This is a genomic window from Pseudomonas sp. B7 (assembly GCF_016735645.1).
GTDB classification, from domain to species: Bacteria; Pseudomonadota; Gammaproteobacteria; order Pseudomonadales; family Pseudomonadaceae; genus Aquipseudomonas; species Aquipseudomonas glycinae.
The window spans coordinates 227338-247907 of the sequence record NZ_JAERRE010000009.1 but is presented as its reverse complement, the minus strand read 5'-3'; the positions used below and the strand labels follow the sequence as shown (position 1 = coordinate 247907).

Annotated in this window: 25 protein-coding genes; 9 read left to right on the top strand and 16 right to left on the bottom strand. The window is 57.8% G+C overall.

Annotated elements, in window-relative coordinates:
- Positions 1 to 102 precede the first annotated feature (102 nt).
- Genes gspF through gspG form a run of 7 tightly spaced genes read right to left on the bottom strand, consistent with a single transcriptional unit; the run spans position 103 to position 8165 of the window.
- Positions 103 to 1314, bottom strand: a complete 1212-nt coding sequence (gene gspF, locus JKA62_RS21015) for a type II secretion system inner membrane protein GspF (protein WP_201819258.1) — start codon at positions 1312 to 1314, stop codon at positions 103 to 105.
- A complete protein-coding gene (gene gspE, locus JKA62_RS21010; RefSeq protein ID WP_201819257.1) occupies positions 1314 to 2720 on the bottom strand; it encodes a type II secretion system ATPase GspE in 1407 nt (468 codons plus the stop codon). Before gspE ends, gspF begins: the two co-directional genes overlap by 1 nt.
- Positions 2717 to 5068 (bottom strand): type II secretion system secretin GspD, encoded by a 2352-nt coding sequence (gene gspD, locus JKA62_RS21005; RefSeq protein ID WP_201819256.1) that lies wholly within the window; start codon positions 5066 to 5068, stop codon positions 2717 to 2719. Before gspD ends, gspE begins: the two co-directional genes overlap by 4 nt.
- The gene (gene gspM / locus JKA62_RS21000) at positions 5065 to 5610 is read right to left on the bottom strand and encodes a type II secretion system protein GspM (RefSeq protein WP_201819255.1); all 546 of its coding nucleotides are present in this window, start codon (positions 5608 to 5610) and stop codon (positions 5065 to 5067) included. The genes gspD and gspM overlap by 4 nt, the downstream gene beginning before the upstream one ends.
- The gene (gene gspL / locus JKA62_RS20995) at positions 5603 to 6748 is read right to left on the bottom strand and encodes a type II secretion system protein GspL (protein WP_201819252.1); all 1146 of its coding nucleotides are present in this window, start codon (positions 6746 to 6748) and stop codon (positions 5603 to 5605) included. Before gspL ends, gspM begins: the two co-directional genes overlap by 8 nt.
- On the bottom strand, positions 6745 to 7698 hold the full coding sequence (gene gspK / locus JKA62_RS20990; RefSeq protein WP_201819250.1) for a type II secretion system minor pseudopilin GspK: 954 nt from the start codon (positions 7696 to 7698) through the stop codon (positions 6745 to 6747). The genes gspL and gspK overlap by 4 nt, the downstream gene beginning before the upstream one ends.
- Before the next feature lie 8 nt (positions 7699 to 7706).
- Complete coding sequence (gspG, locus tag JKA62_RS20985) at positions 7707 to 8165, bottom strand: type II secretion system major pseudopilin GspG (RefSeq protein WP_085610505.1); 459 nt, start codon at positions 8163 to 8165, stop codon at positions 7707 to 7709.
- A 146-nt stretch (positions 8166 to 8311) separates the two neighbouring features.
- Between gspG and gspI the strand changes: the two genes are divergently transcribed.
- The 4 genes from gspI (at position 8312) to JKA62_RS20965 (ending at position 10568) form a co-directional block, all read left to right on the top strand.
- Positions 8312 to 8692 (top strand): type II secretion system minor pseudopilin GspI, encoded by a 381-nt coding sequence (gene gspI / locus JKA62_RS20980; protein ID WP_201819248.1) that lies wholly within the window; start codon positions 8312 to 8314, stop codon positions 8690 to 8692.
- Between the two features lie 302 nt (positions 8693 to 8994).
- Complete coding sequence (locus JKA62_RS20975; protein WP_103386687.1) at positions 8995 to 9288, top strand: hypothetical protein; 294 nt, start codon at positions 8995 to 8997, stop codon at positions 9286 to 9288.
- Positions 9289 to 9401: 113 nt separating this feature from the next.
- Positions 9402 to 9815 carry a hypothetical protein gene (locus JKA62_RS20970; RefSeq protein WP_201819246.1) on the top strand — a complete coding sequence of 138 codons (414 nt, stop codon included), beginning with the start codon at positions 9402 to 9404 and terminating at the stop codon, positions 9813 to 9815.
- Between the two features lie 390 nt (positions 9816 to 10205).
- Positions 10206 to 10568, top strand: a complete 363-nt coding sequence (locus JKA62_RS20965) for a DUF6124 family protein (RefSeq protein ID WP_011333718.1) — start codon at positions 10206 to 10208, stop codon at positions 10566 to 10568.
- Between the two features lie 86 nt (positions 10569 to 10654).
- Here JKA62_RS20965 and JKA62_RS20960 read toward each other — a convergent pair whose 3' ends face one another.
- Positions 10655 to 10942, bottom strand: coding sequence for a hypothetical protein (locus tag JKA62_RS20960; protein WP_103386689.1), 288 nt, complete (start codon positions 10940 to 10942; stop codon positions 10655 to 10657).
- 172 nt (positions 10943 to 11114) lie between these two features.
- On the opposite strand from JKA62_RS20960, the gene JKA62_RS20955 reads away from it, so the two are divergent.
- Positions 11115 to 11387, top strand: a complete 273-nt coding sequence (locus JKA62_RS20955; RefSeq protein WP_201819244.1) for an ECs_2282 family putative zinc-binding protein — start codon at positions 11115 to 11117, stop codon at positions 11385 to 11387.
- Complete coding sequence (locus JKA62_RS20950; protein ID WP_219736980.1) at positions 11384 to 11860, top strand: hypothetical protein; 477 nt, start codon at positions 11384 to 11386, stop codon at positions 11858 to 11860. The genes JKA62_RS20955 and JKA62_RS20950 overlap by 4 nt, the downstream gene beginning before the upstream one ends.
- A 184-nt stretch (positions 11861 to 12044) precedes the next feature.
- On the opposite strand, the gene JKA62_RS20945 is transcribed toward JKA62_RS20950, so the two are convergent.
- From JKA62_RS20945 to JKA62_RS20930, 4 genes are all read right to left on the bottom strand, one after another.
- Positions 12045 to 12905, bottom strand: a complete 861-nt coding sequence (locus JKA62_RS20945; protein WP_201819242.1) for a restriction endonuclease — start codon at positions 12903 to 12905, stop codon at positions 12045 to 12047.
- A 201-nt stretch (positions 12906 to 13106) separates the two neighbouring features.
- Positions 13107 to 14465, bottom strand: a complete 1359-nt coding sequence (locus JKA62_RS20940) for a GrpB family protein (protein WP_103386692.1) — start codon at positions 14463 to 14465, stop codon at positions 13107 to 13109.
- A gap of 215 nt (positions 14466 to 14680) precedes the next feature.
- A complete protein-coding gene (locus JKA62_RS20935; protein ID WP_103386693.1) occupies positions 14681 to 15646 on the bottom strand; it encodes a hypothetical protein in 966 nt (321 codons plus the stop codon).
- Positions 15647 to 15746: 100 nt separating this feature from the next.
- Entirely contained in the window at positions 15747 to 16178 is a 432-nt protein-coding gene (locus JKA62_RS20930; protein ID WP_201819240.1) for a type II secretion system protein N, read from the bottom strand.
- Between the two features lie 133 nt (positions 16179 to 16311).
- Between JKA62_RS20930 and gspH the strand changes: the two genes are divergently transcribed.
- Positions 16312 to 16764, top strand: a complete 453-nt coding sequence (gene gspH, locus JKA62_RS20925) for a type II secretion system minor pseudopilin GspH (RefSeq protein WP_201819237.1) — start codon at positions 16312 to 16314, stop codon at positions 16762 to 16764.
- Positions 16761 to 17369 (top strand): prepilin-type N-terminal cleavage/methylation domain-containing protein, encoded by a 609-nt coding sequence (locus JKA62_RS20920; protein WP_201819235.1) that lies wholly within the window; start codon positions 16761 to 16763, stop codon positions 17367 to 17369. Before gspH ends, JKA62_RS20920 begins: the two co-directional genes overlap by 4 nt.
- On the opposite strand, the gene JKA62_RS20915 is transcribed toward JKA62_RS20920, so the two are convergent.
- Genes JKA62_RS20915 through JKA62_RS20905 form a run of 3 tightly spaced genes read right to left on the bottom strand, consistent with a single transcriptional unit; the run spans position 17370 to position 19564 of the window.
- Entirely contained in the window at positions 17370 to 18308 is a 939-nt protein-coding gene (locus JKA62_RS20915; protein WP_201819233.1) for a FecR family protein, read from the bottom strand. It abuts the gene before it with no gap.
- Between the two features lie 33 nt (positions 18309 to 18341).
- The gene (locus tag JKA62_RS20910; protein WP_064597192.1) at positions 18342 to 18893 is read right to left on the bottom strand and encodes an RNA polymerase sigma factor; all 552 of its coding nucleotides are present in this window, start codon (positions 18891 to 18893) and stop codon (positions 18342 to 18344) included.
- Positions 18890 to 19564 carry an STN domain-containing protein gene (locus JKA62_RS20905; protein ID WP_201819328.1) on the bottom strand — a complete coding sequence of 225 codons (675 nt, stop codon included), beginning with the start codon at positions 19562 to 19564 and terminating at the stop codon, positions 18890 to 18892. The genes JKA62_RS20910 and JKA62_RS20905 overlap by 4 nt, the downstream gene beginning before the upstream one ends.
- Before the next feature lie 195 nt (positions 19565 to 19759).
- Between JKA62_RS20905 and JKA62_RS20900 the strand changes: the two genes are divergently transcribed.
- Positions 19760 to 20104, top strand: a complete 345-nt coding sequence (locus JKA62_RS20900; protein WP_201819232.1) for a hypothetical protein — start codon at positions 19760 to 19762, stop codon at positions 20102 to 20104.
- On the opposite strand, the gene JKA62_RS20895 is transcribed toward JKA62_RS20900, so the two are convergent.
- Positions 20105 to 20545, bottom strand: a complete 441-nt coding sequence (locus JKA62_RS20895) for a carboxymuconolactone decarboxylase family protein (RefSeq protein WP_085610522.1) — start codon at positions 20543 to 20545, stop codon at positions 20105 to 20107.
- Between the last annotated feature and the right edge of the window lie 25 nt (positions 20546 to 20570).

Genomic DNA, 20570 nt, shown 5'->3' with positions numbered 1-20570 from the left:
ACAGCCCTTGAAGGGCCGTTGCAGATGACAGAAAGGAGAACCCGAGGATGCTGTTTTTGGCGCTCGGGTGAGATCCGGGCGCCGGCAAAAAAGTTGAAAAAACTACTGCACCAACTGGTTGATCTCGATGATCGGCAACAGCACCGCCATCACGATCACCAGCACCACCCCGCCCATCACCACGATCATCAGCGGTTCGAGCAATGCGGTCATGCCCATCGCCCGGCGCTCGATATCGCGGGACAGGGTTTGTGCGGCGCGTTCGAGCATCGGCGGCAGCGCGCCGGTTTTCTCGCCGCTGGCGATCAGGTGAATCAGCACCGGCGGGAACACGTTCTCCACTTTCAGCGCGGCCGCCAGATTGACGCCCTCGCGTACCTTGGCGGTGGCCTCATTGACGCTCAGGCTCAGACGATCATTCGACAAGGTCTGCCGCGCCGCCTCCAACGCGCGCAACAACGGCACCCCGGCGCCACCGAGAATCGCCAGCGTCGAGGCGAACCGTGCAGTGTTCAGCCCCAGCACAAAGCGCCCGATCAGCGGCAACTTCAACACCCGATGATGCCAGCTCAAGCGCGCCGCCGGATTGCGCAGATACAGGCGCCAACTCCAGAACGCCCCGGCCATGACGCCTGCGCACAACCAGCCCCACGCCCGGATGAAATCACTGGCATTGAGCATCGCCAGCGTCAGCCTCGGCAGATCCTGCCGCGCCTGGGAAAACGCACTGACCACCTGCGGCACCACATAACTCAGCAGGAAAATCACAATGCCGATCGACACCAGCCCGACCACGCCCGGATAGATGAACGCGGTAAGAATCTTGCCGCGCAGGTTGTTGCGCTCTTCGATGTAATCCGCCAGCCGCTCCATCACCTGCGCCAGATCGCCTGACTCCTCGCCCGCCGCGATCAACGCCCGGTAAATCTCCGGAAAATCCCGTGGCCGCGCCGCCAGCGCTTCGGCCAGGCGCATGCCGCTGCGCACATCGGCGCGCACGGCGCTGAGGGTGTGGGCGATGTGCTTTTTCTCGGCCTGTTCGACCGTGGCGCTCAAGGCTGCTTCCAGCGGCAGGCTCGCACCCAACAGACTCGAAAGTTGTCGGGTGGCCCACGCCAGATCGTTGTCCGAAAGTTTGGCGCTGAACAACCCAACGCCACCGTGCTGGGAGACATTGCTTTCTTTCTCCACCGACAACGCCGTCAACCCACGCCCGCGCAGCACGCCGAACGCGGCGCCCTGACTCTCCGCCTCCAGATGCCCGGATTCGATCTTGCCGCTGGCATCGGCGGCTTCAAAACGATAGCGATTCATCAGGCGTCCCGTGTCACGCGAAGGATTTCTTCAGGGGCCGTGGCACCGCTGCGAATCCAGCGCTCGCCGTCCTCACGCAGGCTGAACATCCCGGCCTTGCTCGCCGCCGCGCGCAACGCCGGCTCCCCTGCCCCTTGGTGAATCAGAGTGCGGATGTCGTCATCGATGCAGAACAATTCATGAATGCCGGTCCGGCCGCTGTAACCGGTGTGATTGCACGCCGCACAACCGACCGGGCGCCAGGTGCCGGGCGTCGCCGGGTCTTCCTGTTTGCACTGATTGCACAGCCGCCGCACCAAGCGCTGGGCCAGAACGCCGAGCATCGACGAGGCCAACAGAAACGGCTCGACGCCCATGTCGACCAAGCGGTTGACCGCCGACACCGCGTCGTTGGTGTGCAACGTCGCGAGCACCAGGTGACCGGTCAGCGAAGCCTGCACCGCGATCTGCGCGGTTTCGAGGTCACGGATCTCGCCGATCATGATGATGTCCGGGTCCTGGCGCAAAATGGCACGCAGCGCGAGGGCAAAAGTCATGTCGATCTTGGCGTTGACCTGAATCTGGCTGATGCCCGGCAAGTCGTATTCCACCGGGTCTTCCACGGTGAGGATGTTGCTGGTGCTCGCATCGAGCCGCGCCAGCGCCGCATACAGACTGGTGGTCTTGCCGCTACCGGTCGGACCGGTGACCAGCACGATGCCGTGGGGCTGGCGGATCAGGTGATCGAGTTTGGCCAGCACCTGCGCGTCCATGCCCAACGTTTCGAGATGCAGGCGCCCGGCCTGTTTGTCCAGCAGACGCATCACCACCCGCTCGCCATGGCCGGTGGGCACGGTTGAGACACGAATGTCGATCGGCCGCCCTGCTACGCGCAACGCAATGCGCCCGTCCTGTGGCAGGCGTTTTTCGGCGATGTCGAGTTGCGCCATGATCTTGATCCGCGACACCAGCGCACCGTGCAACGCCTTGCGCGGCGAAACCACGTCGCGCAGGGTGCCGTCGACCCGGTAGCGCACCACCGAATGGGTTTCGAACGGTTCGATGTGAATGTCGCTGGCCTCGTCCCGCGCCGCTTGGGTGAGCAAGGCGTTGATCATGCGGATCACCGGCGCACCGTCCTGGGTGTCGAGCAGGTCGGTGATTTCCGGTATGTCCTGCATCAGGCGGTCGAGGTCGACTTCGTTTTCCGCCGCACCGACCACCGCCGCCGCGCTGCCGGTGTCGGCGTAGGCAGTAGCGAGCAGGCCATCAAGTTCGTCATCGCGCACCCGCTCCAGCCTGGCCGCGCCGAACTGCCGGCGCACCTCGCTGATCGACCAGCCCGGCGTTGACGGGCACACCGTCAGCACGCCGTCGCGCAGCAGAATCCGCTGCGCCTTGGCCCAGGCGTAAGGCAATGCGCTCATTGCAGCGGCACCGCTTTGATGGTCGCGCGCGGGCCGGACACCGGTGCCGGCACGCCTTGGGCAGTGGCCGGCAATTGCGGCGCCTGCATGTCCGGCATCGCCCAGCTGCGCTCCGGTTGCAGACCGCCCTGAGCGCGGCGCATGAAGTCGTAGCGGTTCAGCGTAATACTCCGGCCCGCCGCGCTGTCGCGGATGATGTACGGGCGCAGGAACACCATCAGATTGGTCTTGGTGATCGAGCGGCGTTCGTTGCGAAACAGTGCGCCAATCCCCGGAATGTTCGAGAGCCACGGCACCGCGTCATTGCTCTGGCTGTAGCCATCCTGCAGCAGACCGCCGAGCACCATGATCTGCCCGTCATCCAACAGGATGCTGGTGTCGAGCGCCCGTTTGCTGGTGACGATCCCCGCCGAATTGGCCGCGGCCGAGGCGCGTTCGTCGATGCTGCTGACTTCCTGATAGATGTCGAGTTTCACCGTGCCGCCCTCGGAAATCTGCGGCCGCACGTTGAGCTTCAAACCGACCTCTTCGCGGGTCACGGTCTGGAACGGGTTGTTGCTGGTGCCCCCGCCGCCGGTGACGTAGCTGCCGCTGACAAACGGGATGGTCTGGCCGACAAAAATGCTTGCTGCTTCGTTGTCCAGGGTCAGCAGGTTCGGCGTCGACAGCACGTTGGTGCCGCCCTTGCTCTTCAGCGCCCGGGCCAGCACTTTAAGGTCGAGGATCTTGCCGATGCCGGGGATGTCGACGGTGCCGTTGACGTAGCCGAGGTTCAAACCTTGCGGCAGTACATCGAGGCTGGTCTTGCCGTTGACGTTGATCCCAGAACCACCGAGGTTGGCGCCGCCGATCACGCCTTTACCGCCGAGATTGCCGGTCTGCCATTGCACGCCGAATTCGCTGGCATCGTCCTCGCCGACTTCGACGATCAGGCTTTCGATCACCACTTGCGCACGGCGCTGGTCGAGCAGGTCAATCACTTCGCGCAGGTTGCGATACAGCGGTTCCGGCGCGGAAATCAGCAAGGTGTTGGTGGTGGCATCCGCCTGAATCGTCACGCCGCCAGCGCTGAAGGCGACGTTTTGTTCGCTGCTTTGCGCATTACTGCTGCCGCTGGTGGCGCTGCTGCCCTGGGCGTAACTGCCGCCGGTGCTGCCGCTGTTGGTGGTCGAAGTCGAGCCGTTGGTTTGCGTGCCACTCTGGCCATTCTGCCCGCCGCCCGAGTTGGTGGAACTGCCCATGTTGCTGAGCACCGAGCGCGCATTGTCGCTGGTGCCGCTGTCGCTCTCGCCGGTCAACAAACCGCGCAAGGCCTGGGCCAGTTTGCCGGCCTGAGCGTTGCGCAGATACACCACGTGCAGATTGCTCGGATTGCTCTGGGCGTTATCGAGTTTGTAGATCAGGTTGCGCGCCAGCTCCGTGCGCTCGGGGCTGCCGGCGCGGATGATGATGGTGTTGGAGCGCGGATCGCCGATCACCGCGATTTTCTGCGTCGGATCGTTGCCCGGCGCGTCGAGCAGGTCGGCGACCATCGGCGCGATGTCGGCAGCGATGCCGTTCTGGATCTGCACCACGTCGGTGTCGATGGCGGTTGGGGTGTCGATGCCCTGAATCAGTTGCGCGACCCGCGTGAGGTTCTCGGCGTAGTCGGTGACGACGATGGTGTTGTTGCCCGGATAGGCGTTGATCGGGTTGTTCGGCGACACAATCGGGCGCAACACCGGGATCAGGTTCACCGCGTTCTCGTATTGCAGGCGGAACGTGCGGGTGAGCATGCCGTTGCCGGCCGGTTTGTCGGCGCTGTAGATCGGCCCGCCGAGCAGTTTGGCGTCGGCCTCCGGCACCACTTGTGCCACGCCGCCGACGTCCACCACGCTGAAACCCTGCATGCGCAGCGCCGCCAGCAACATGTCGTAAGCCTGATGCGCCGGCACCTGGCCTTCGGAGACCAGCGTCAAATTGCCCTTGACCCGAGGATCGACCAGAAACTGCTGGCCGGTCGAGCGCGACAACGCCCGCACCACCGCTTGAATATCGGCGTCGACAAAATTCAGCGTCACCGGCTGATCGCCCAACGGATTGGCCGGCAACGTCGTGCCCCGCGCCGAACCGCCACTGCGGGCGCGCTCGGTGATGTTGTGCAATTGCTTTGGCGCGGGTCTGACCTGGGCCTGCGCACGCTCGCGGTCGAGCACCGCGTCGCCACTGCGCTGGGTGTTGGCCAGCGGCCGGCCGAGTTCGCTGTCCACCAGCAGCGGCGGTTGATTCGGTGGTGTGGTGTTGCTGCACGCGCTCAATGCCATCAACAGCATCGGCAACGCCATGCGTTTGGACCCTGACCCCTTCATGAAGCTTCCTTAGCGCCCAGCGCCTGATCCATGCGTACGGTGCCCGACAGAGTGCCGGCGGTGTCATCGGTCGCGGCGTCGTCTGCGCGTTGCAGACGGGCCTCGACCACTTGCAGTGAAAAATTCCGCGGTTGGCTCAGCAGCCAGTCGAGCACGGCGTCGGCCGGTGCGGCGTCGAAGGTCAACTGCCAGCCGGCGGACGCGGCCGCCAATTGGTAATGGCCGCCCAGTCCGCTGGCCTGCAAGGTTTGTTGCAGCGACTGCTCCAGGTTTTGCCCGTCGGGGCGCACGCTGACGTCGCGCAACAGCACTTCCAGTGCTTCGGCCTGGGCGCGCAGTTTCGGGGTTTCGACTTGCGAGGCGGCGATCTTTTTCAGCGGCGGCTGAATCAACGCCACCCACACAAACAGCCCCAGCAACAGCGCCGCCATACCGCCGACCATGCGTTTTTCCCGCAACGCCAACGGCTGCCAACGGGCCTGCAACTGAGCGCTGAAGTGCTGCCAACCGGCGCGGTATTTCGCAAGCGATGGGCTATTCATCTTCGGCTCCGCTGCTGTCGTCGTTGTCGGTGGCGGCGGTCGTCTCGCCGGCCGGGCGCAAGACCCAGCCTTCGTCATTCGGGCTGATGCTGATGCCGGCCTGGGCCAGCGTGTCTTGCCAATCCTTGTCGTTGCCCGAACGCCGAGCCTCGGGCAGCAGACTCAATTGCAACGCGCCGTCGACAAACTCCAGCCGCTGCACCGTCCCGGCCATGGACGGCATGCCGCTGCCGGCCTGCGACACCAGCCGCGTGAAATCCTGCCCCGGCGCATCCACCGCGCCTTGCTGGCGCGCCGCGATTTGCTGACGAGCCTGTTGCAGCGGATTGAGGATCACCGGCAACTCGGGGAACGCCTGCTTCACCCGCTGCGCCATCTGCGCCTTAAGCTGCTGGCCCTGCCCGGCCTCGCGGGCGGCGTACAGGTTCAAACCGATCACCCACACCGCCATTGCCAGCGCACAACAACCGAGCGCCCTGCCCCAACCGCGATGTTCGGTGCCCGGTTGCTGGAGGCCGCCGTGCAGGCCCCAGTTCGGCAACGGGCCGGAGCAACGTTGCGTGTCGGCCAATGTCGATTGCACCGCCTCAGGCGCGCCGTCACCGATCCAGTGCGCCGGCAGACCGGTTTCCAGCAGCCATGCTTCGTCGATCATCGGCTGCACCTGCGCCGCATTCGGACCGTGGCGCAGCAACAGATGATCGTCGTGCAGGCAACCGACGCCGCCGGCCATCACCGGCAAACTGTAGGCCGCCGGGTACAGGCCTTTGAGGTTCAATCCGAACTGCCCGAGGTGCTGCAAATCCTTGCGGGCTACCCAGGCAATCTGCACCTGGCCGCTTTCATTGCGAGCGCTGTGGGCGATGTGCATCTCGGCGATATCGCCGAGCATCAAGGCCTGCGCTGCACACTGCACAGCCGCAGCGGTTTTGTTCGCCGGCAGCGGCGGCAAATCAATGCTCGCCAACAGGCTGTCCGACGGGTGCAGAAAGCACACCAGCGGTTGCTTCGGCAGTGCGCCGAGCCGCACACGTTCCTGGCGAGTGACCTGCCCCTGACGATCCAGCCACACGCAATCCACTTCACTGTCGAGACCCAGCTCTGCCAGCGGCGGCAAACTCACACGCAACTGGCTCATACGCCCACCCGCGACCAGATCACTTGCGGCAAGCGGTCTTCACTGCGATGCAACAACGCATCGAGGCTCACTCGTCGCTGATCGCGCCGCGCCTGCCCGCGCAAACGGAACCAGTCGCTGGTGATGCCGACCTTGACGCTGGTGATCTCCAATTGCGGCAGTCGCAGGCGATTGACGAAATCCCCGCGATTGATAAACCAGCGCCCGGCGTCGCGTTCATTGATCAACGCCTGCGCCCGCTCCAGCGACAACCCCGGCACATATGCCGCCAACACCGGCGCGGTGGCTGTGTTGCCGTTGAGCCAGGTGGTCGCCGGAATCACCGTCAGGTACGGCGCCAGTTTCGCCAACAGCGCATCGTTGACCCCGTCGACACTGCGCAAATCGTCAAGCGTGCGCAGCATCGGCAAGGTCGGCGATTGCGGTTTGCGCGAAGCGGACGGCGACGTGGCACGCCCACTGTCGAACGTATTTTTCGTCACAGGCTTGTCCACCACTTGGGCATTCAACAGGTGCGGATACGAGCCGATCACCCGCTGACTGATGCGCCGGCTCAAGCCGCTGCTGACTCCGATCAACTCGCACAAACGCTCGAATGCCTGCACCTGCGCGTCATCGATCCGCTCGTTGGCCACCAGATTGCGCAAGTTGAACTTGCCCTGCTCATCCTCCAGCCGCCCCTCGAAACCCTGGGTGTTCAACCGCTGCGCCCAAGGCTGATCGAGCCGGGTCAACGGATCGCGCTGCCGCGCGTCCCACAACAATTGCCGGCTGATCTCCAACCCCCCGTGCAATACCCAACGGCCCTGCACGCGCAGTTGTTCGGCTTCCAGCGCCCGGGTCGAAACGCTCTGGCGAGTCAGCATGCCGGCAGCGATCACTGCGACCACCGCCGCAATCAGCAGCGCACTGATGATCGCCATCCCCTGCTGGTTCGATTGGCTGTTCATGACCGGCCTTACAACTGCCAGGAACCGATGTCGGCATTCACACCGTCGCCGTCAGGCTGGCCATCGGCGCCGAGGGAAAAGATGTCGATCTCGCCGTTGGCACCGGGATTGAGGTACTGATAAGGACGACCCCACGGGTCATTCGGCAGGCGCTCCAGGTACGAGCGCCAGTTGGTATTCTTCGCATCGGCCGGCCGCTCCACCAGCACCTTCAGGCCTTGGCTCTGGCTCGGGTAAGTGCCGTGATCGAGGCGATACAGCTTCAGCGCCTGCATCAACCCGCCAATGTCCTGCTTCGCCGCCGTGGCCCGCGCCTGATCCGGCCGGTCGAGCACCTTGGGCACCACCATCGCCGCCAGAATCCCGAGAATCACCACGACCACCATGATCTCGATCAGCGTAAAACCCTGCTGCCCACGGGGCATCCGGCTCGGTCGACTGGGCTGTTTGAACTGCGCGATATCCATCTCGTCATTCCCTGGCTTGATTCGATTCGACGCGCAGTGTTGCAAGAAGATATGTCAGGGATGTTGAAAATCCTCGGGTGTTTTCGTCGTCAAGCCGTCAAGCACAGGCGTTAGCGTCAAGGGCTGCCCGACTGCCCGAGCCCCCGATGCGCACCCCCTCCCCGCAAGCTGGATTCACCCTGATTGAAGTGCTCGTCGCGCTGGCGATCATCGCCGTGGCCATGTCCGCCGCCGTGCGTGTGGCGGGGTTGATGACGCAGAGCAGCGGGGTTTTGCGGGATCGCTCGATTGCGATGATTGCGGCGCAGAGTCGGATGGCGGAATTGCGGTTGGAGGGACGGTTGCCGATGGGGGTTAAGGCGATGGAGTGTGATCAGGGGCGGTTGTTATTGCGGTGTGAACAGGTGATTGGTGCGGCGGAGAATGGGCGGTTGCTCAAAATTGGCATTCAGGTATTTGATCGCAACCAGGATGCGCCGCCGCTGGCGAGGCTGGAGACGTTGCTTAGCCGTCCTGAAAATCCCTAGCCCTAAACCATCCCGAAACGTCGCTCGGCTAGGAGGTATATGAATAAGTCGCGGGACATTTCCGACACACACCTAAAGATCTAAATCAACCTGCACATACCGCGTTGAATCCATAATCAACTCGGTCTCTCAGGTCGATGTAAAGCGCAAGACACCTCGGTCGGCCCCCTCTCCCTCCGGGAGAGGGCTGGGGTGAGGGCCGCTTTCGACTCGAAGCGGCCTTTCGCTTTTGCCTGTCTATGAATTTATATAACCTCGCGAGGTTCGTTTCGCACACTCATTGCAATATCCAGGATTCGTTTATGCATACTGACCAGGCCAGGCTACTAGCCCTCGCACTCCTTGAGATCAGGGCATTGCTTGCTGATTATCTGGGCAGCGATGCCGATACCCCAATGAGCGTCCGTGTCGCGGCGCATTTGGCCTACGCACTCCACAATGAAGCGGAGGCTACATACAGCAACGCCGACTTTCAGCTCGACCAAGCAACCCGAAAAATCGCCGCTATCGATCAAATTCTTGGTGTTACGGATGGTGCCGCGCTGTTAAGCAGATTTGAAATCGAGCCGAGAGCAGCCGCTCACGAACTGAAATAATCCGCCCCTTTATTGTTCGGAAGGTCCAGGCAGAAGCACCACTCTCCACCCCAACCGTACGCCGGCTATCCAAAGTTTTTAGTTAGCTACAAATCTGCTGGAGGAACTGCTAAATGAAAACCCCGATCCTCCTGCTCCTCGCAATTTATTGCACGGGTACAAGCTTTGCGTTTGCCGGCGGCTCGCAAGCGACAAACGACAAGCACGGGCCAGCAGGCATCGCCGTCGATGAGCCCTTGGTGTCGGCCAGATCCAAGTTGATCAGACAGGGATGGAAGCCAACCCGGATGCACACCAGCGATGGTTATGAATACAGTGGCGTCGAGCGGGAGCTGGCCGCACGCGATTTCCTGGAGCTCGATACCTGCTCTTTTGACAGCTCGCGCTGCATCCTTTTCTATTCAAAGAAAGGCGCCTGCTTGCGAGTCGACACCATGGGAGAGCAACTCAAAGAAATGACGGTTACGCGATGGGCCAATGAATGTCCTGACGCGTCAAAGGAGCCCAGTAAAGACGACGCGGGTTAGTTACTGGTTTGTGAAAATCCGTCTGTTTAACCGACTTTCTGAATACTGTTTAACGACACCCACCGTTACTTCCTCAAGGCTACAACGCCTTGCGTCATTGCCTACGACTACGCCAGAATCCGCCGGCTTGTGCGTCTAGGGTGAGGGTCTTATCGTTTCCGGGTCACTGAAAAACAGTGATCGGGTTTGGTAGCCCGACCTCCCATATGACGCATAACGTCACCTAGCGCAGACGCCCTTTCGGCATTTGTCTTATGGTGGCCATGCGCAGGGCGCCCTCGGGCGCGCCGGATTTTCCATATGGGCCGGTCTACCAACCTTCGTATGGCCACCACCACTCGTTTGGTAGCGAGAGTGATGGCTCCTTAAGTCCCATATGGAGCTACATTTATGTTCAAACCAACACCAAACCCACCAGAAACCGACCCGGTCTCCCCCTACAAATTCCCCGACTCCCGAACCCTGAACGAAGCCGCCGAACGCGCCCTCGACCACTACCTCACCCCACAACAACGCATCATGGGCAGCCACCACAAACACGACCCCATGTACCTGGCCAACCCGGCCTACAACACTGAATCCCTGCTGGCCAACGCCAGCGAATCATTGGGATCGGCGAGCGAAATGCTCAATAACTTCGCCGCCACGCTTGAGCCTGCACATCGCAAGACTGCGATAGGGATTGCGCAGTTGGTGATGTTGAGCGAGCTGGCGGTGAATCAGGCGTTGGATCATGTTGAGGTGAAGACGTAAGCGTCTGAGTGCTGTAGCTCAATAGACGAAAAGAAAATGGCCGAGGTTGTCAGGTGCGACTGACGACCTCGGCCAAATGAGCATTTCTATTTTTTGCGGCACATCTCGACGTCGTCCTGAGTCTTCAGGTCTGTGTCGATTCCCAACCGATACCTGCAGTAATCAATAATCCACCCCCGCTCCTCTGCTGTCAGGCGCTCTACCTTCCGGATTTCTCCATCGTTCGCGTGGATGTTGTAGAACTTCATCTGAAACGTCGGGTGCTTCTTGATGAAGACAATGGTCTCGATGTCTCCGTCCTCAAGGGCTTCGTAGTAGCCGACGTAAAACACCGTCGTTACGACGAGGATCGCTGCGATTAAAAGCTTTTTCATTCCGTTGGTGCCGGTGGTAGAGGCTGAAGGGTTCTAGCATGAAAGGAGACTGATTGAATGCCAGAAAGTAAATCAGCCCGCATTTTTTGCTCTTTTTATTAAGCTTGTACTAATCTCTATCTCCGGGCATTGGTGACTCATTCACTCCTCACATCAAGAGGTTTAGACGACTATGAAAATCGGCAAACACTCTCGCACCATTGCAATGCAGTGTCCGACTTGTGGAGGAACATCTTTCGAATATGAGTCAAGCGATAGCCCTGAGGTCAAATGCATCCAATGCGAGAGAGTAATTCAGCGCGATGAGCTACTGCGCGAAAACAGTGAAAACATCCAAGAAAACCTGGAGGAAATCAAAGCAAACATTGTAAAAGACATTGCTAACCAAATGAAAAAATCTTTAACCGCCGCATTCAAAGGCAACAAGAATATAAAAACAAAATGATCAATTTCGTAATCGACTCCGGAGACGTGATCGCAGGGCTTGCGCTAATTTTCTCAATTTACGCAACAATCAAAACCATTCAGTTTAACAATCGTCAGCAAAAATTAATCTCAACCCAGGAGAAACTTAATCAGCTATTGCTTGAGAAGGAAAGCGCAGTTATTGAGATCGAGAAGCAAGCTGAGCTCGGCGCCTCCTTCCTAAAACTCGGGAACAATCATTATCGTTTAAAAGTCTGGAATAAAGGCAAGGTCCCTGCACAGAATGTCTCAATAGACTTTCCCGAAGGGAATGACGTTATTTCAACACGCGAAATCGATGAAAAATTCCCATTGCAACAGCTTGATGTCCATCAAACTGTTGAACTGATTGCTTCCGTAGGCCTCAGTACCAAATCAAAGCATCTTGTGAAACTTATGTGGTCGGACGGAAGACCCGAGAGAGTTGAAAAACTTATATGGGTTACAATCTAACAAACTCATTCAAAGGGGAGCGATCTATTGCCTGGAACACCACACTTTTTCCTTTTCTAGTCCTTTATACGTCGCACTGACACTCCAATTTTAACCTTAGGGCGCCATACTGCGTGGGTGCAACCATTAACACGTTCAATTCCAACCAAATTTCCACCCCACCACTCACAAGACAATTACTTAATCAGCTATCTGCATCCGTAATGCCCTCTTCATCACCACCAACCAATATTGATTTACCCATCAAGATGTAGAGCTCCCTCATTCGTTCCTGATGAGCTCGATTATTTTCCACCGCCTCCAAATCGTTTTCATCTTCTACATTTGGGTCAAAATCCCCACCTATTATCATGGCATGTTCAGCTTTAAGCAGCATTTCGTCAAACATATTCAGGTTCAAATTGAGCCAATTACTAAACTCCGGGTAACTCTCAACAATCTCTTCACCAACCCGAACTTTAAACAAAGACCTCACGCACATCGGGTATTTATTCTCTTTAGCTCTCTCAATAGCAGCAAAAATCATCCCAATGAATAGCTGACCACTAAATCGGAGCGAATAATCAAAAACGTCATCCCTCAGACCATATTTTATGCGTACGGTTTTAGAGTGCGAAAAATAGCGCTTCATAAGTAAGTCCGCGCGCGCCTGATACGCCTGAAGCATTTCACTCTGAATTATATTCTTAGTACGCTCTTTCAACTCCTCAAAAGTAACAAGCTGAATATTAGTTTTCAGCGCAGCCTCCATCGCACCACTCTGAAAGCCTTTAGCAGAAATTAAAAACCCTTTATCAGCGCCAACTTCATCGACTACCGTGCGTAATGCTAGCACTTTCACTTTCGGAACATTGCTTTTCCAATATTTAGCTTCTACAACCCACTTAATATCAGCACCTAAAAACTTCGTAACTACTAAAACATCTATATCATGCTGAGTTCTGATGCCGTCAAGTGACACATTTGTCTTAGCCATTGCACCCAAGCTACGAAAGTGCTCGGCAATTAACTCCTGAAATTCATACCATTGTTTTGTTTTTTTCACTTTCAACCCCGCACACTTAAACTATAAACAAAGGGGACTGATCCATACACTGAACAAATCAGCCCCATTTTGCTTCAAAAAAGACGCCTTCCTGATCAAACTGTTGAGAAAAAATACAAAGGGGACTGATCTATTTACTGAATAATCAATCAGCCCCATTTTTTCATGAAAACTGGTTACTTCAACACCATGCATAAAGAGTCAGGTTGATTTTTCGCTGAAATCGCCAAGCAGCTTCGCCTCAATGTAAGCCTGCCACCGCTTATTCAGTCCAGCATGACTTAACTTATAAACCCAAGGCAGTGTGGTAGGTGCCCTTTCAATAGCCGCATTGTAATCTGACATCAGCAGCAAGACATCAGACTCTCGATAACCTCTTGCAGCTGCCACCTCAACCCGTTTGAATATCTCGTCAATCGTAGAAGCAGAGTTTCTGTAAGAAAGTAGCAAGCCTAGAGCGTCGGACGAAATAACAAACACCATAATTGCTATCATCACACGAGACATAGTTATCAAGCCATCTGACTTGAGTGACGCCACAGCAGCACCGCTCACTACAAACACAGTTGCTACAAGCAAGAAAAGCAACCCAGCCATAGCCTGAGAACTTGTATTTTGAAGATCCCGAGTCCAGTACGATGACTCTTCAATCATCTCCGCCAATCGCTTGTTACCAGGAGTTTCTCGAGTCGCAAAATGATCTTCTTCGCGCCGAATCATATTGGGAGAAATTGCCACTCTAAATCCGTCGCTGATTCTAAGCTGTTGACCAGCCGATGGCTCCATCTCAAGGCCGCTCATAAGTAAAACTGCTCGGCGCGCCTGATCTCCAGCTGATCGATGCAACAACTGTCCTTGGCTTAAGTAGAACCACAAAAGCATTAGAACAAAGCCAAGGACTGCGTATACAAATAGATACTTATTATCGTTCGAAAAAACAGAAATCGCGGCAATCACTGCAACCAAAAGCTGGGTAAACATCATTAACATTTGTAATTTTTCAGCCCTATTAGATTCAGCTCGCTGATGGCTGAGCAACCGATTTATGCTAAATTCGCTATACACCTCTCGCAACCTACCTTCAATAAAGTCTTTTTTACCAAGCCCATAAGCTTTAGCATCATCATGATAAATCTCTGCAAGATGCTTTTTCAGTTCTACATAATCATCAGCAAGGGTTTCATCGGAAGCAAGCTCATTCTTAAAAACAAGCATGTCCCTCCCCCAACGACTATGAGGCTTGCATACGTGGATATGAAAAGAAACTGAATCATCAGATGTATATTTTGTAAGGTAAAATCTAGGAGCATCATCGCACTGCTCATTTAAATCATAGCCTATCCCCCTCAACTCATTCACAAGGGTATCAACAAGAGACCAATCACTGATTGATATCAGCATATCAATTATAGGCTTACTGGATAACCCCTTAACCGATGTCGAACCCACATGATCAATATAAATTTTCGTGCAACTTACTACTGAGCCAATTAATTTCGACTCCCTTAAAAAACTCTCAACCCAAGAATCGCTATACTCAGAGATATTTACCGTACTCACCTTAACCGCTACTCCCTATAACTCAAGCAATGGCACTCAATCACGCCCTTCCGTACTAAACACCACCACAAGGAACCGTTCATTTTAGACCAAAAAATCACAAAAAAGTATCATTACGAATTACAACATAAAACGAACATCAAACGGGACGGATTTATTTTAGCCCCCACTTTTTCAATCTAGTTTCCAAAAACAGATCAGTTTCCTTTCGCCTCTTACCATGCGTAATTATTCAATATATTATCCTGCAACTCCAGAACGACATTTGTTGATTTAAATACAATTTGCCATTGACCCAGCCTGGTCTGATAGTGATGTGCAGCAGCCCACTCAATCACTCGAATGGGTTTATACGCTCCATACATAGCAATCAACTCGTTCAGATGTATATCACAACCAGAATAACCAACCACAACAATTTGAGTTGCCTCTTGCAGCGCGCGATGCAAATAATGCCAGTAGGTAGTGAGAATAGGCGAAGCGCTTATGACCGATCGCTTATGCGCAACATGGGTTAACACTATGTGCTCGGAAGGATTAGCGGTAAATGTACTAATCTCATGACGCTGAAGCTTTCGAATACGCCCATCAATGTCTGTGTAAAACAAAGGAGATCCATGCAAGTGCAGGTAGTAACCGAAGGTCCTACCCCACAATCGTTCCAAATTAGACGAATCAAATCCTTGATTAGTTATCCCGTCGACTAGATTTCCTCCATAGCCGGAGAGGATTCCGCGGTCAATAAACGACCCATACAGTAACCTGTCGTAATTCAAGGTAGCAACATGAGAGTTAGTCTGTTGAATAAATTCACACAGTGCAGTTATGAAAGATGCGGGCAAATCAGCGTCGGTTAAATGCAGCCTGCTCGCCACCATATGCATATATTTAGCCACTGCAACAGGAAAGTGCTGTCCTTGTGCTGTGAGCCAATGTAGATTCGGGGAAAGTATATTATTTAGCGTTTTGCATGCTGTGACAGCTTGATGTAATACGTCGAGTTGTTCTTCATTTTGTGGTATCGCATTCTCATGCCCGAGGGTGAGACTGATCAGCCTTTTGTCTTCTGGCGTTAAAAAGTGAGCGATGTTCCATACATCGTGCATAACCTGGGCTAAATTGAAATGATTGGGCGAAAGAGCCATCCCCAATCCGTTGCCAAAAATTAATGCTTTACGCATCTCTCATCCTTGTTTTTGGTGGTATTAAAGCCTTTAGATAGCAAAAGAGAAAAAATGATGTCAACTGGCCTTTAGTCCGGTATGCCTTGAACCTCGCAATTTAGGGCCTCACCAACCTAGGCATATCCACCCCCTCCCCCAACCTCTCCACCTCCAACCGCACCCTCTCCCCACCCTGCTCAACCACCACCCCATCCCCCTCCACCGCCACCAACTTCACCCCAGGACTCACCCTTTCCCCCTGCAAAAAGCTCCTCGGCGGCCCATCGTTCAAACTCAAAATCGCCACCGCCCCGCGACTCCCCGCCATCACCCCACTGACCTTGATCTCCACCGGCGCCGTGCGGTTGGAAAACCACTGCAACGCCGGGTTATCGCTACGCGCCGCGAGCAGTTGCGGGGTGGCCGCCGGGGTGTGGGATTCGGCGGTGGTCAGGAGCAGGGATGACCAGGTGGCGATGCCGACCAGGGCGGCCAGCAGTGCGGTGGCCTGGATGAGTTGGGGGGGTGAAAAGCGTGCGGTGAATCTCATGGGCTGAATCTCCTTTTAGTCCCGGTGACCAGACTACGCGGCAATTCTCACGGTTTTATTTCACACGCCTTACATGTTGGCCGTGCAGGATGGTTTTTTGGGACGGGGCTGGACGCAAAGGAGTGCGCATTCGATGAACCGGTGCAGGCAGCAGGGTTTTACGCTGATCGAGTTGATGGTGGTGCTGGTGATCATCGGCATTGCCAGTGCGGCGATCAGTCTGAGTATCAAGCCCGACCCGTTGCAGTTGCTGCGCAAGGACGCCGAGCGCGTGGCGCAGTTGCTGCAGATTGCTCAGGCGGAGGCGCGGGCGGATGGCCGGCCGATTGCCTGGTTGAGCGATGGCAAGGGGTTTCGGTTCAGTCGGCGCAGTGACAGTGGCAAGGGCTTTGATCATTTCGATCGGGACCCGCATTTGCGGCCGCGTCCCTGGCAGAGTCCGAAGCTGGAGGTGCGGGTGGAGCCGAAGCAGAAAGTGGTGCTGAACGCGGAGTGGATCAATCCGCCGTTGCAGTTGACGCTGTCTGACGGGCTCAATCGGTTGAGTGTGCTGCGCGATGCTTCGGGCCGGATTAGCGTGCAATGAACAGACAACACGGTTTTACGCTGATCGAGGTGATGGTCGCGATTCTGTTGATGGCGGTGGTCAGTCTGATTGCCTGGAAGGGGCTGGACAGTGTCACCCGCGCCGACAGCCATTTGCAGGCCAGTGGTGAGCAGAGCGACAGCCTGTTGCGGGCGTTGAATCAGATGCAGCGGGATGTGGAGATGCGCGCCGGGATCGAGCTGACGGAGCCGAAGAAGGTCGGCACCGAGGATGAGCCGGCGACGGCCCCGCCTGCGCTTACGGTGCGCAGCAGTGACAGCAAGGGGTTTCGGCTGGACATCATTCGTAGCGCGGCGGATCAGCCGGGGGCTTTGCAGCGGGTGCGCTGGTGGCTCAAAGGGGACACGTTGTATCGCGCGGTGGCGCCGGCGCGCAGTCGGTATCCGTTGCCTGCTCCGAATGCGGGGGTTCCGGTGTTGGGTGAGGTGAGTGATTTGCAGGTACGGGTTTGGGAGGCGGACAAGGGGTGGCGGCAGTTGAGCGGGAATCGGCGGGAGGATCCGTTGGGGCTGGAGGTGCGGTTGACTCGGCAAACACCGCAAGGAGTCGAGAAGTACCGGCAGGTGATGGGGCCCTTGCAGTGATCAGCTGAGAACGACTACGCCGCCCGGTAGTTCGGTGCATTTGACGCCGTAGGCATCGCGGATCAATGCGCCTACGCCGGCCAGTTGGTCGAGGGAGAAACGTGCCTGCACCCGGCGCTGGCCGAGTTCGCGGTTGAGCAGCAGCAACATGCCTGGGCGGTAGCGGTTGATCTCGTCGATCATCTGGCTCAGGGTCGCGCCGTTGAACACCAGCACCTGCTGACGCCAGTTCATCACCGCCGCCGTGTCGACGCTTTGCACCGTGCCAACCTGTTGCGCGTCATAGGTCAATTGCTGGCCCGGTTCCAGGCGCAGGCTGCGGCCTTCGACTTCCACATCCACCGCGCCATCGAGGCACGTCACGCACACCTGCTGATCAAGATTGCGCAGGTTGAACCGCGCCCTGCTCGCCCGCAACCAACCACCACCGGCCTGCATCGCCATGGGCAGCCGTGCGGTCTGCACTTCGACTTCGCCACTGACCAGTTCAAAGCCTTGCACGCCCTCATCCACCGAACGCTGGTTGATGCGGGTCTGGGTGTTCAGTTCCAGGCTCAGGCCATCGGCCGGTTCGACGCGGCGTTGCTGGCCGACCTCGGTGATGTAATCGGCACCGAGCCCGGAGAACCCGCCCGGTATCGTGCCTCGCACCATCAGGAATGCCGCCGATGCGGCAATCGCGCCGCCGAGAAATGCCCGGCGCCCGAACCGGCGTGGCGCTTGCGTCGCTTCGGCCGCCGGTTGCAGCAGGTGCCACAAGGCTTTGCACTCTTCGAAGGCGCGAGCATGTTCGGGGCTTTGCGCGCACCACTGGCGCAGCGCTCGGGCGTCGGCGACCGTAGCGCGGCCGGAGGTCAGCAGGATCAGCCAGTCGCGGGCTTCGCTTTGCAGACGCTCGGCAGGCGTGGGCTCGGCAGGTGTCAGACGGAAGATGTTCAAACGCGCAGATACTCGACGGGTTGATCGGGAGCTTCATTCACTAGACGGTTTTCCGGCCCCGCGACCGAACCGCTGAAACACTTTTCTTTCCAGTTTGGCCGCGCAGTGTCCGAGGGCAGCCTTGATTTCCTTCTCGACCATGCGCGTGGAGATGCCGAAACGCTGGGAGATTTCCAGGTGCGGCGCTTCTTCCAGCCGTGCGGCGATGAAGATCCGGCGGCGCCGGGCTGGCAGCTCGTAGAGGGCGCTGAGCAGGGACTGGATTTCCTTTTGGCCGCCGACCACGCGCATCGGGTCCAGCGCTTCGTCGCTGACTTGCAGCAGTTCTTCGACTTCGCTGCCGGTGAGCAGCCGCGCATCGGCCTGGCGGCGGTCGGCGGCGATGTTCAGGGCCATGCGATAGAGGTAGGCGTTGGGGCGCAGCAGGTTAGGCGGCGTTTCCATGCGGTCGACCCGCAGGTAGGTTTCGTGCAGCACGTCGTTGGCCAGGTCCTCCGAGCCGAGACGGCGTCGCAGCCGCACCCGAAAGTCCTCGTAGGACGTCAGGAACAGCTGGACCATCGAACTTTGTCCGGCGTCTTTCATCCCCCGGAAACTCCTTCCCATTGTGTGCATTCCATGCGCTTTCCTGACGATTCGGGTAACAACAGCAACGTGACTGGCTGGCGCAATGCGCCGGGTGTCGGCCGGTCGATTTTGAGCGTGTGAAAACTGTCTACCAGCGCTGCATCGCGCCGAACATCGCCGGTCGAGGTGACCAACCGGTTGTGCTGCACCACGCCGTCGCGGCCGATCCACAACTGCAACACCGCGCGAAAACTGCCGGGCCGGGTCAGCGGCGAACGGCACAGGTTGCGTTCAATCGCGGCCTGCACCGCTGTGGCGTAACTGCGGTTGACGGCAGCGCTGGCGGGGGTCGGTTTCTCCGCCGGCATTGGCACGTCCTCGACTTGCGCCACTTGCAAGGTGAACGCGTCGTCGCGGCTGTACTTGGCCATCAACCCACTGCCGCCGAGCATCCGGCGCAACGCTTCGGCGGCGGTGAATTCGCCATCCACCGCCAACGAACGTCGACCGCGACTCAACTGACTGTCGACCAGCACCGCCATACCAGTGGCGCGGCTGAACTGTTCGAGGGCGCGGGCCAGTTCCTGGGCCGGGATGTGCAAGGTCATGCGCATCGTCGCCGGCACCGGGTCGGCGCTGGCGCGGCTCAGAAACAAGCCAAGCAGCAGCCCCAGACAGAGCTGGCGCATGAGCGCTGAGCGCACAACATCCTCCCTGGCACGGCCTCGCTGCACGGCTGATGTATCCCTGAAAACCGTCATCCTGAGGGCTGTTTATGAATCTGGTGTGACGGCCACTGCAAAAAAACCATCACGGGATCGGCGCCGCCGTTGCACTAGACTCTTGAACTAGAGCGGCCCCTTCGGGCCGGCCAGGAGGCAGGCATGAAATCAGTCTGGAAAGTCGTCTTCGGCGGGTTGTTGCTGATGGCGTTTGGCGCTGCACACGCGGAGGAACCGCTGGGCTGTGTCGAGGTGACGGTGGGTGGCTACAAGGCGCCGAATTACGACTGCCTGAGCCAACAGATGGGCAACAACCCCGACCGTGCGGCGGCTGCGCAGAAGAATCAGGAAGCGATGAATGTGCCGGTCAACAAGCGCCCGCCGAATCAGGTGGGGCTGGCGACGCCGGCGGCCACCAGTACGCGGATGGGCAACACGTTTGGTACGTCGGTGAAACCGCAGCGGCCGCCGGTGAATACCGGTACTTCACCGCTGCTGGGCAAGTGATCAATCGCTGGGAATCTGGCGGAAGCTCACCGCCAGCCGATTCCAGCTGTTGATGGTGCTGACGGCCATGGTCAGGTCCACCAGTTCCGTCTCGTTGAACTGTTCCCGCGCCTGCTGGTAAACATCGTCAGGCACCCGGCTGTCCGCCAGCAGCGTGACGGCCTCGGTCCAGGCAAGCGCCGCCCGCTCGCGCAGGTTGAAGAAGCCGCTGTCGCGCCAGACCGCGATGGCGTACAAACGCCGATCCGTCTCCCCTGCCCGTCGCGCTTCCACCGAATGCATGTCGGTGCAGAACGCGCAGCCGTTGAGCTGCGAGGCGCGGATCTTGATCAGGTGCAGCAGCGGCGGTTCGATGCTCAGGTTACTGGTCAGCGCTTCCAGGCCAATCATCGCTTTCATGGCTTTGGGTGAAGCGCTGTAGTAATCCAGACGCGGGGACATGGGCGGGCCTCGGGCAGCAGAAGAG

What these genes read in the sequence shown, in the direction of transcription:
- gspF (WP_201819258.1), bottom strand. Translation starts at nt 1,314, where the DNA reads ATGAATCGCTATCGTTTTGAAGCCGCCGATGCCAGCGGCAAGATCGAA.
- gspE (WP_201819257.1), bottom strand. Translation starts at nt 2,720, where the DNA reads ATGAGCGCATTGCCTTACGCCTGGGCCAAGGCGCAGCGGATTCTGCTG.
- gspD (WP_201819256.1), bottom strand. Translation starts at nt 5,068, where the DNA reads ATGAAGGGGTCAGGGTCCAAACGCATGGCGTTGCCGATGCTGTTGATG.
- gspM (WP_201819255.1), bottom strand. Translation starts at nt 5,610, where the DNA reads ATGAATAGCCCATCGCTTGCGAAATACCGCGCCGGTTGGCAGCACTTC.
- gspL (WP_201819252.1), bottom strand. Translation starts at nt 6,748, where the DNA reads ATGAGCCAGTTGCGTGTGAGTTTGCCGCCGCTGGCAGAGCTGGGTCTC.
- gspK (WP_201819250.1), bottom strand. Translation starts at nt 7,698, where the DNA reads ATGAACAGCCAATCGAACCAGCAGGGGATGGCGATCATCAGTGCGCTG.
- gspG (WP_085610505.1), bottom strand. Translation starts at nt 8,165, where the DNA reads ATGGATATCGCGCAGTTCAAACAGCCCAGTCGACCGAGCCGGATGCCC.
- gspI (WP_201819248.1), top strand. Translation starts at nt 8,312, where the DNA reads ATGCGCACCCCCTCCCCGCAAGCTGGATTCACCCTGATTGAAGTGCTC.
- JKA62_RS20975 (WP_103386687.1), top strand. Translation starts at nt 8,995, where the DNA reads ATGCATACTGACCAGGCCAGGCTACTAGCCCTCGCACTCCTTGAGATC.
- JKA62_RS20970 (WP_201819246.1), top strand. Translation starts at nt 9,402, where the DNA reads ATGAAAACCCCGATCCTCCTGCTCCTCGCAATTTATTGCACGGGTACA.
- JKA62_RS20965 (WP_011333718.1), top strand. Translation starts at nt 10,206, where the DNA reads ATGTTCAAACCAACACCAAACCCACCAGAAACCGACCCGGTCTCCCCC.
- JKA62_RS20960 (WP_103386689.1), bottom strand. Translation starts at nt 10,942, where the DNA reads ATGAAAAAGCTTTTAATCGCAGCGATCCTCGTCGTAACGACGGTGTTT.
- JKA62_RS20955 (WP_201819244.1), top strand. Translation starts at nt 11,115, where the DNA reads ATGAAAATCGGCAAACACTCTCGCACCATTGCAATGCAGTGTCCGACT.
- JKA62_RS20950 (WP_219736980.1), top strand. Translation starts at nt 11,384, where the DNA reads ATGATCAATTTCGTAATCGACTCCGGAGACGTGATCGCAGGGCTTGCG.
- JKA62_RS20935 (WP_103386693.1), bottom strand. Translation starts at nt 15,646, where the DNA reads ATGCGTAAAGCATTAATTTTTGGCAACGGATTGGGGATGGCTCTTTCG.
- JKA62_RS20930 (WP_201819240.1), bottom strand. Translation starts at nt 16,178, where the DNA reads ATGAGATTCACCGCACGCTTTTCACCCCCCCAACTCATCCAGGCCACC.
- gspH (WP_201819237.1), top strand. Translation starts at nt 16,312, where the DNA reads ATGAACCGGTGCAGGCAGCAGGGTTTTACGCTGATCGAGTTGATGGTG.
- JKA62_RS20920 (WP_201819235.1), top strand. Translation starts at nt 16,761, where the DNA reads ATGAACAGACAACACGGTTTTACGCTGATCGAGGTGATGGTCGCGATT.
- JKA62_RS20910 (WP_064597192.1), bottom strand. Translation starts at nt 18,893, where the DNA reads ATGAAAGACGCCGGACAAAGTTCGATGGTCCAGCTGTTCCTGACGTCC.
- JKA62_RS20905 (WP_201819328.1), bottom strand. Translation starts at nt 19,564, where the DNA reads ATGCGCCAGCTCTGTCTGGGGCTGCTGCTTGGCTTGTTTCTGAGCCGC.
- JKA62_RS20900 (WP_201819232.1), top strand. Translation starts at nt 19,760, where the DNA reads ATGAAATCAGTCTGGAAAGTCGTCTTCGGCGGGTTGTTGCTGATGGCG.
- JKA62_RS20895 (WP_085610522.1), bottom strand. Translation starts at nt 20,545, where the DNA reads ATGTCCCCGCGTCTGGATTACTACAGCGCTTCACCCAAAGCCATGAAA.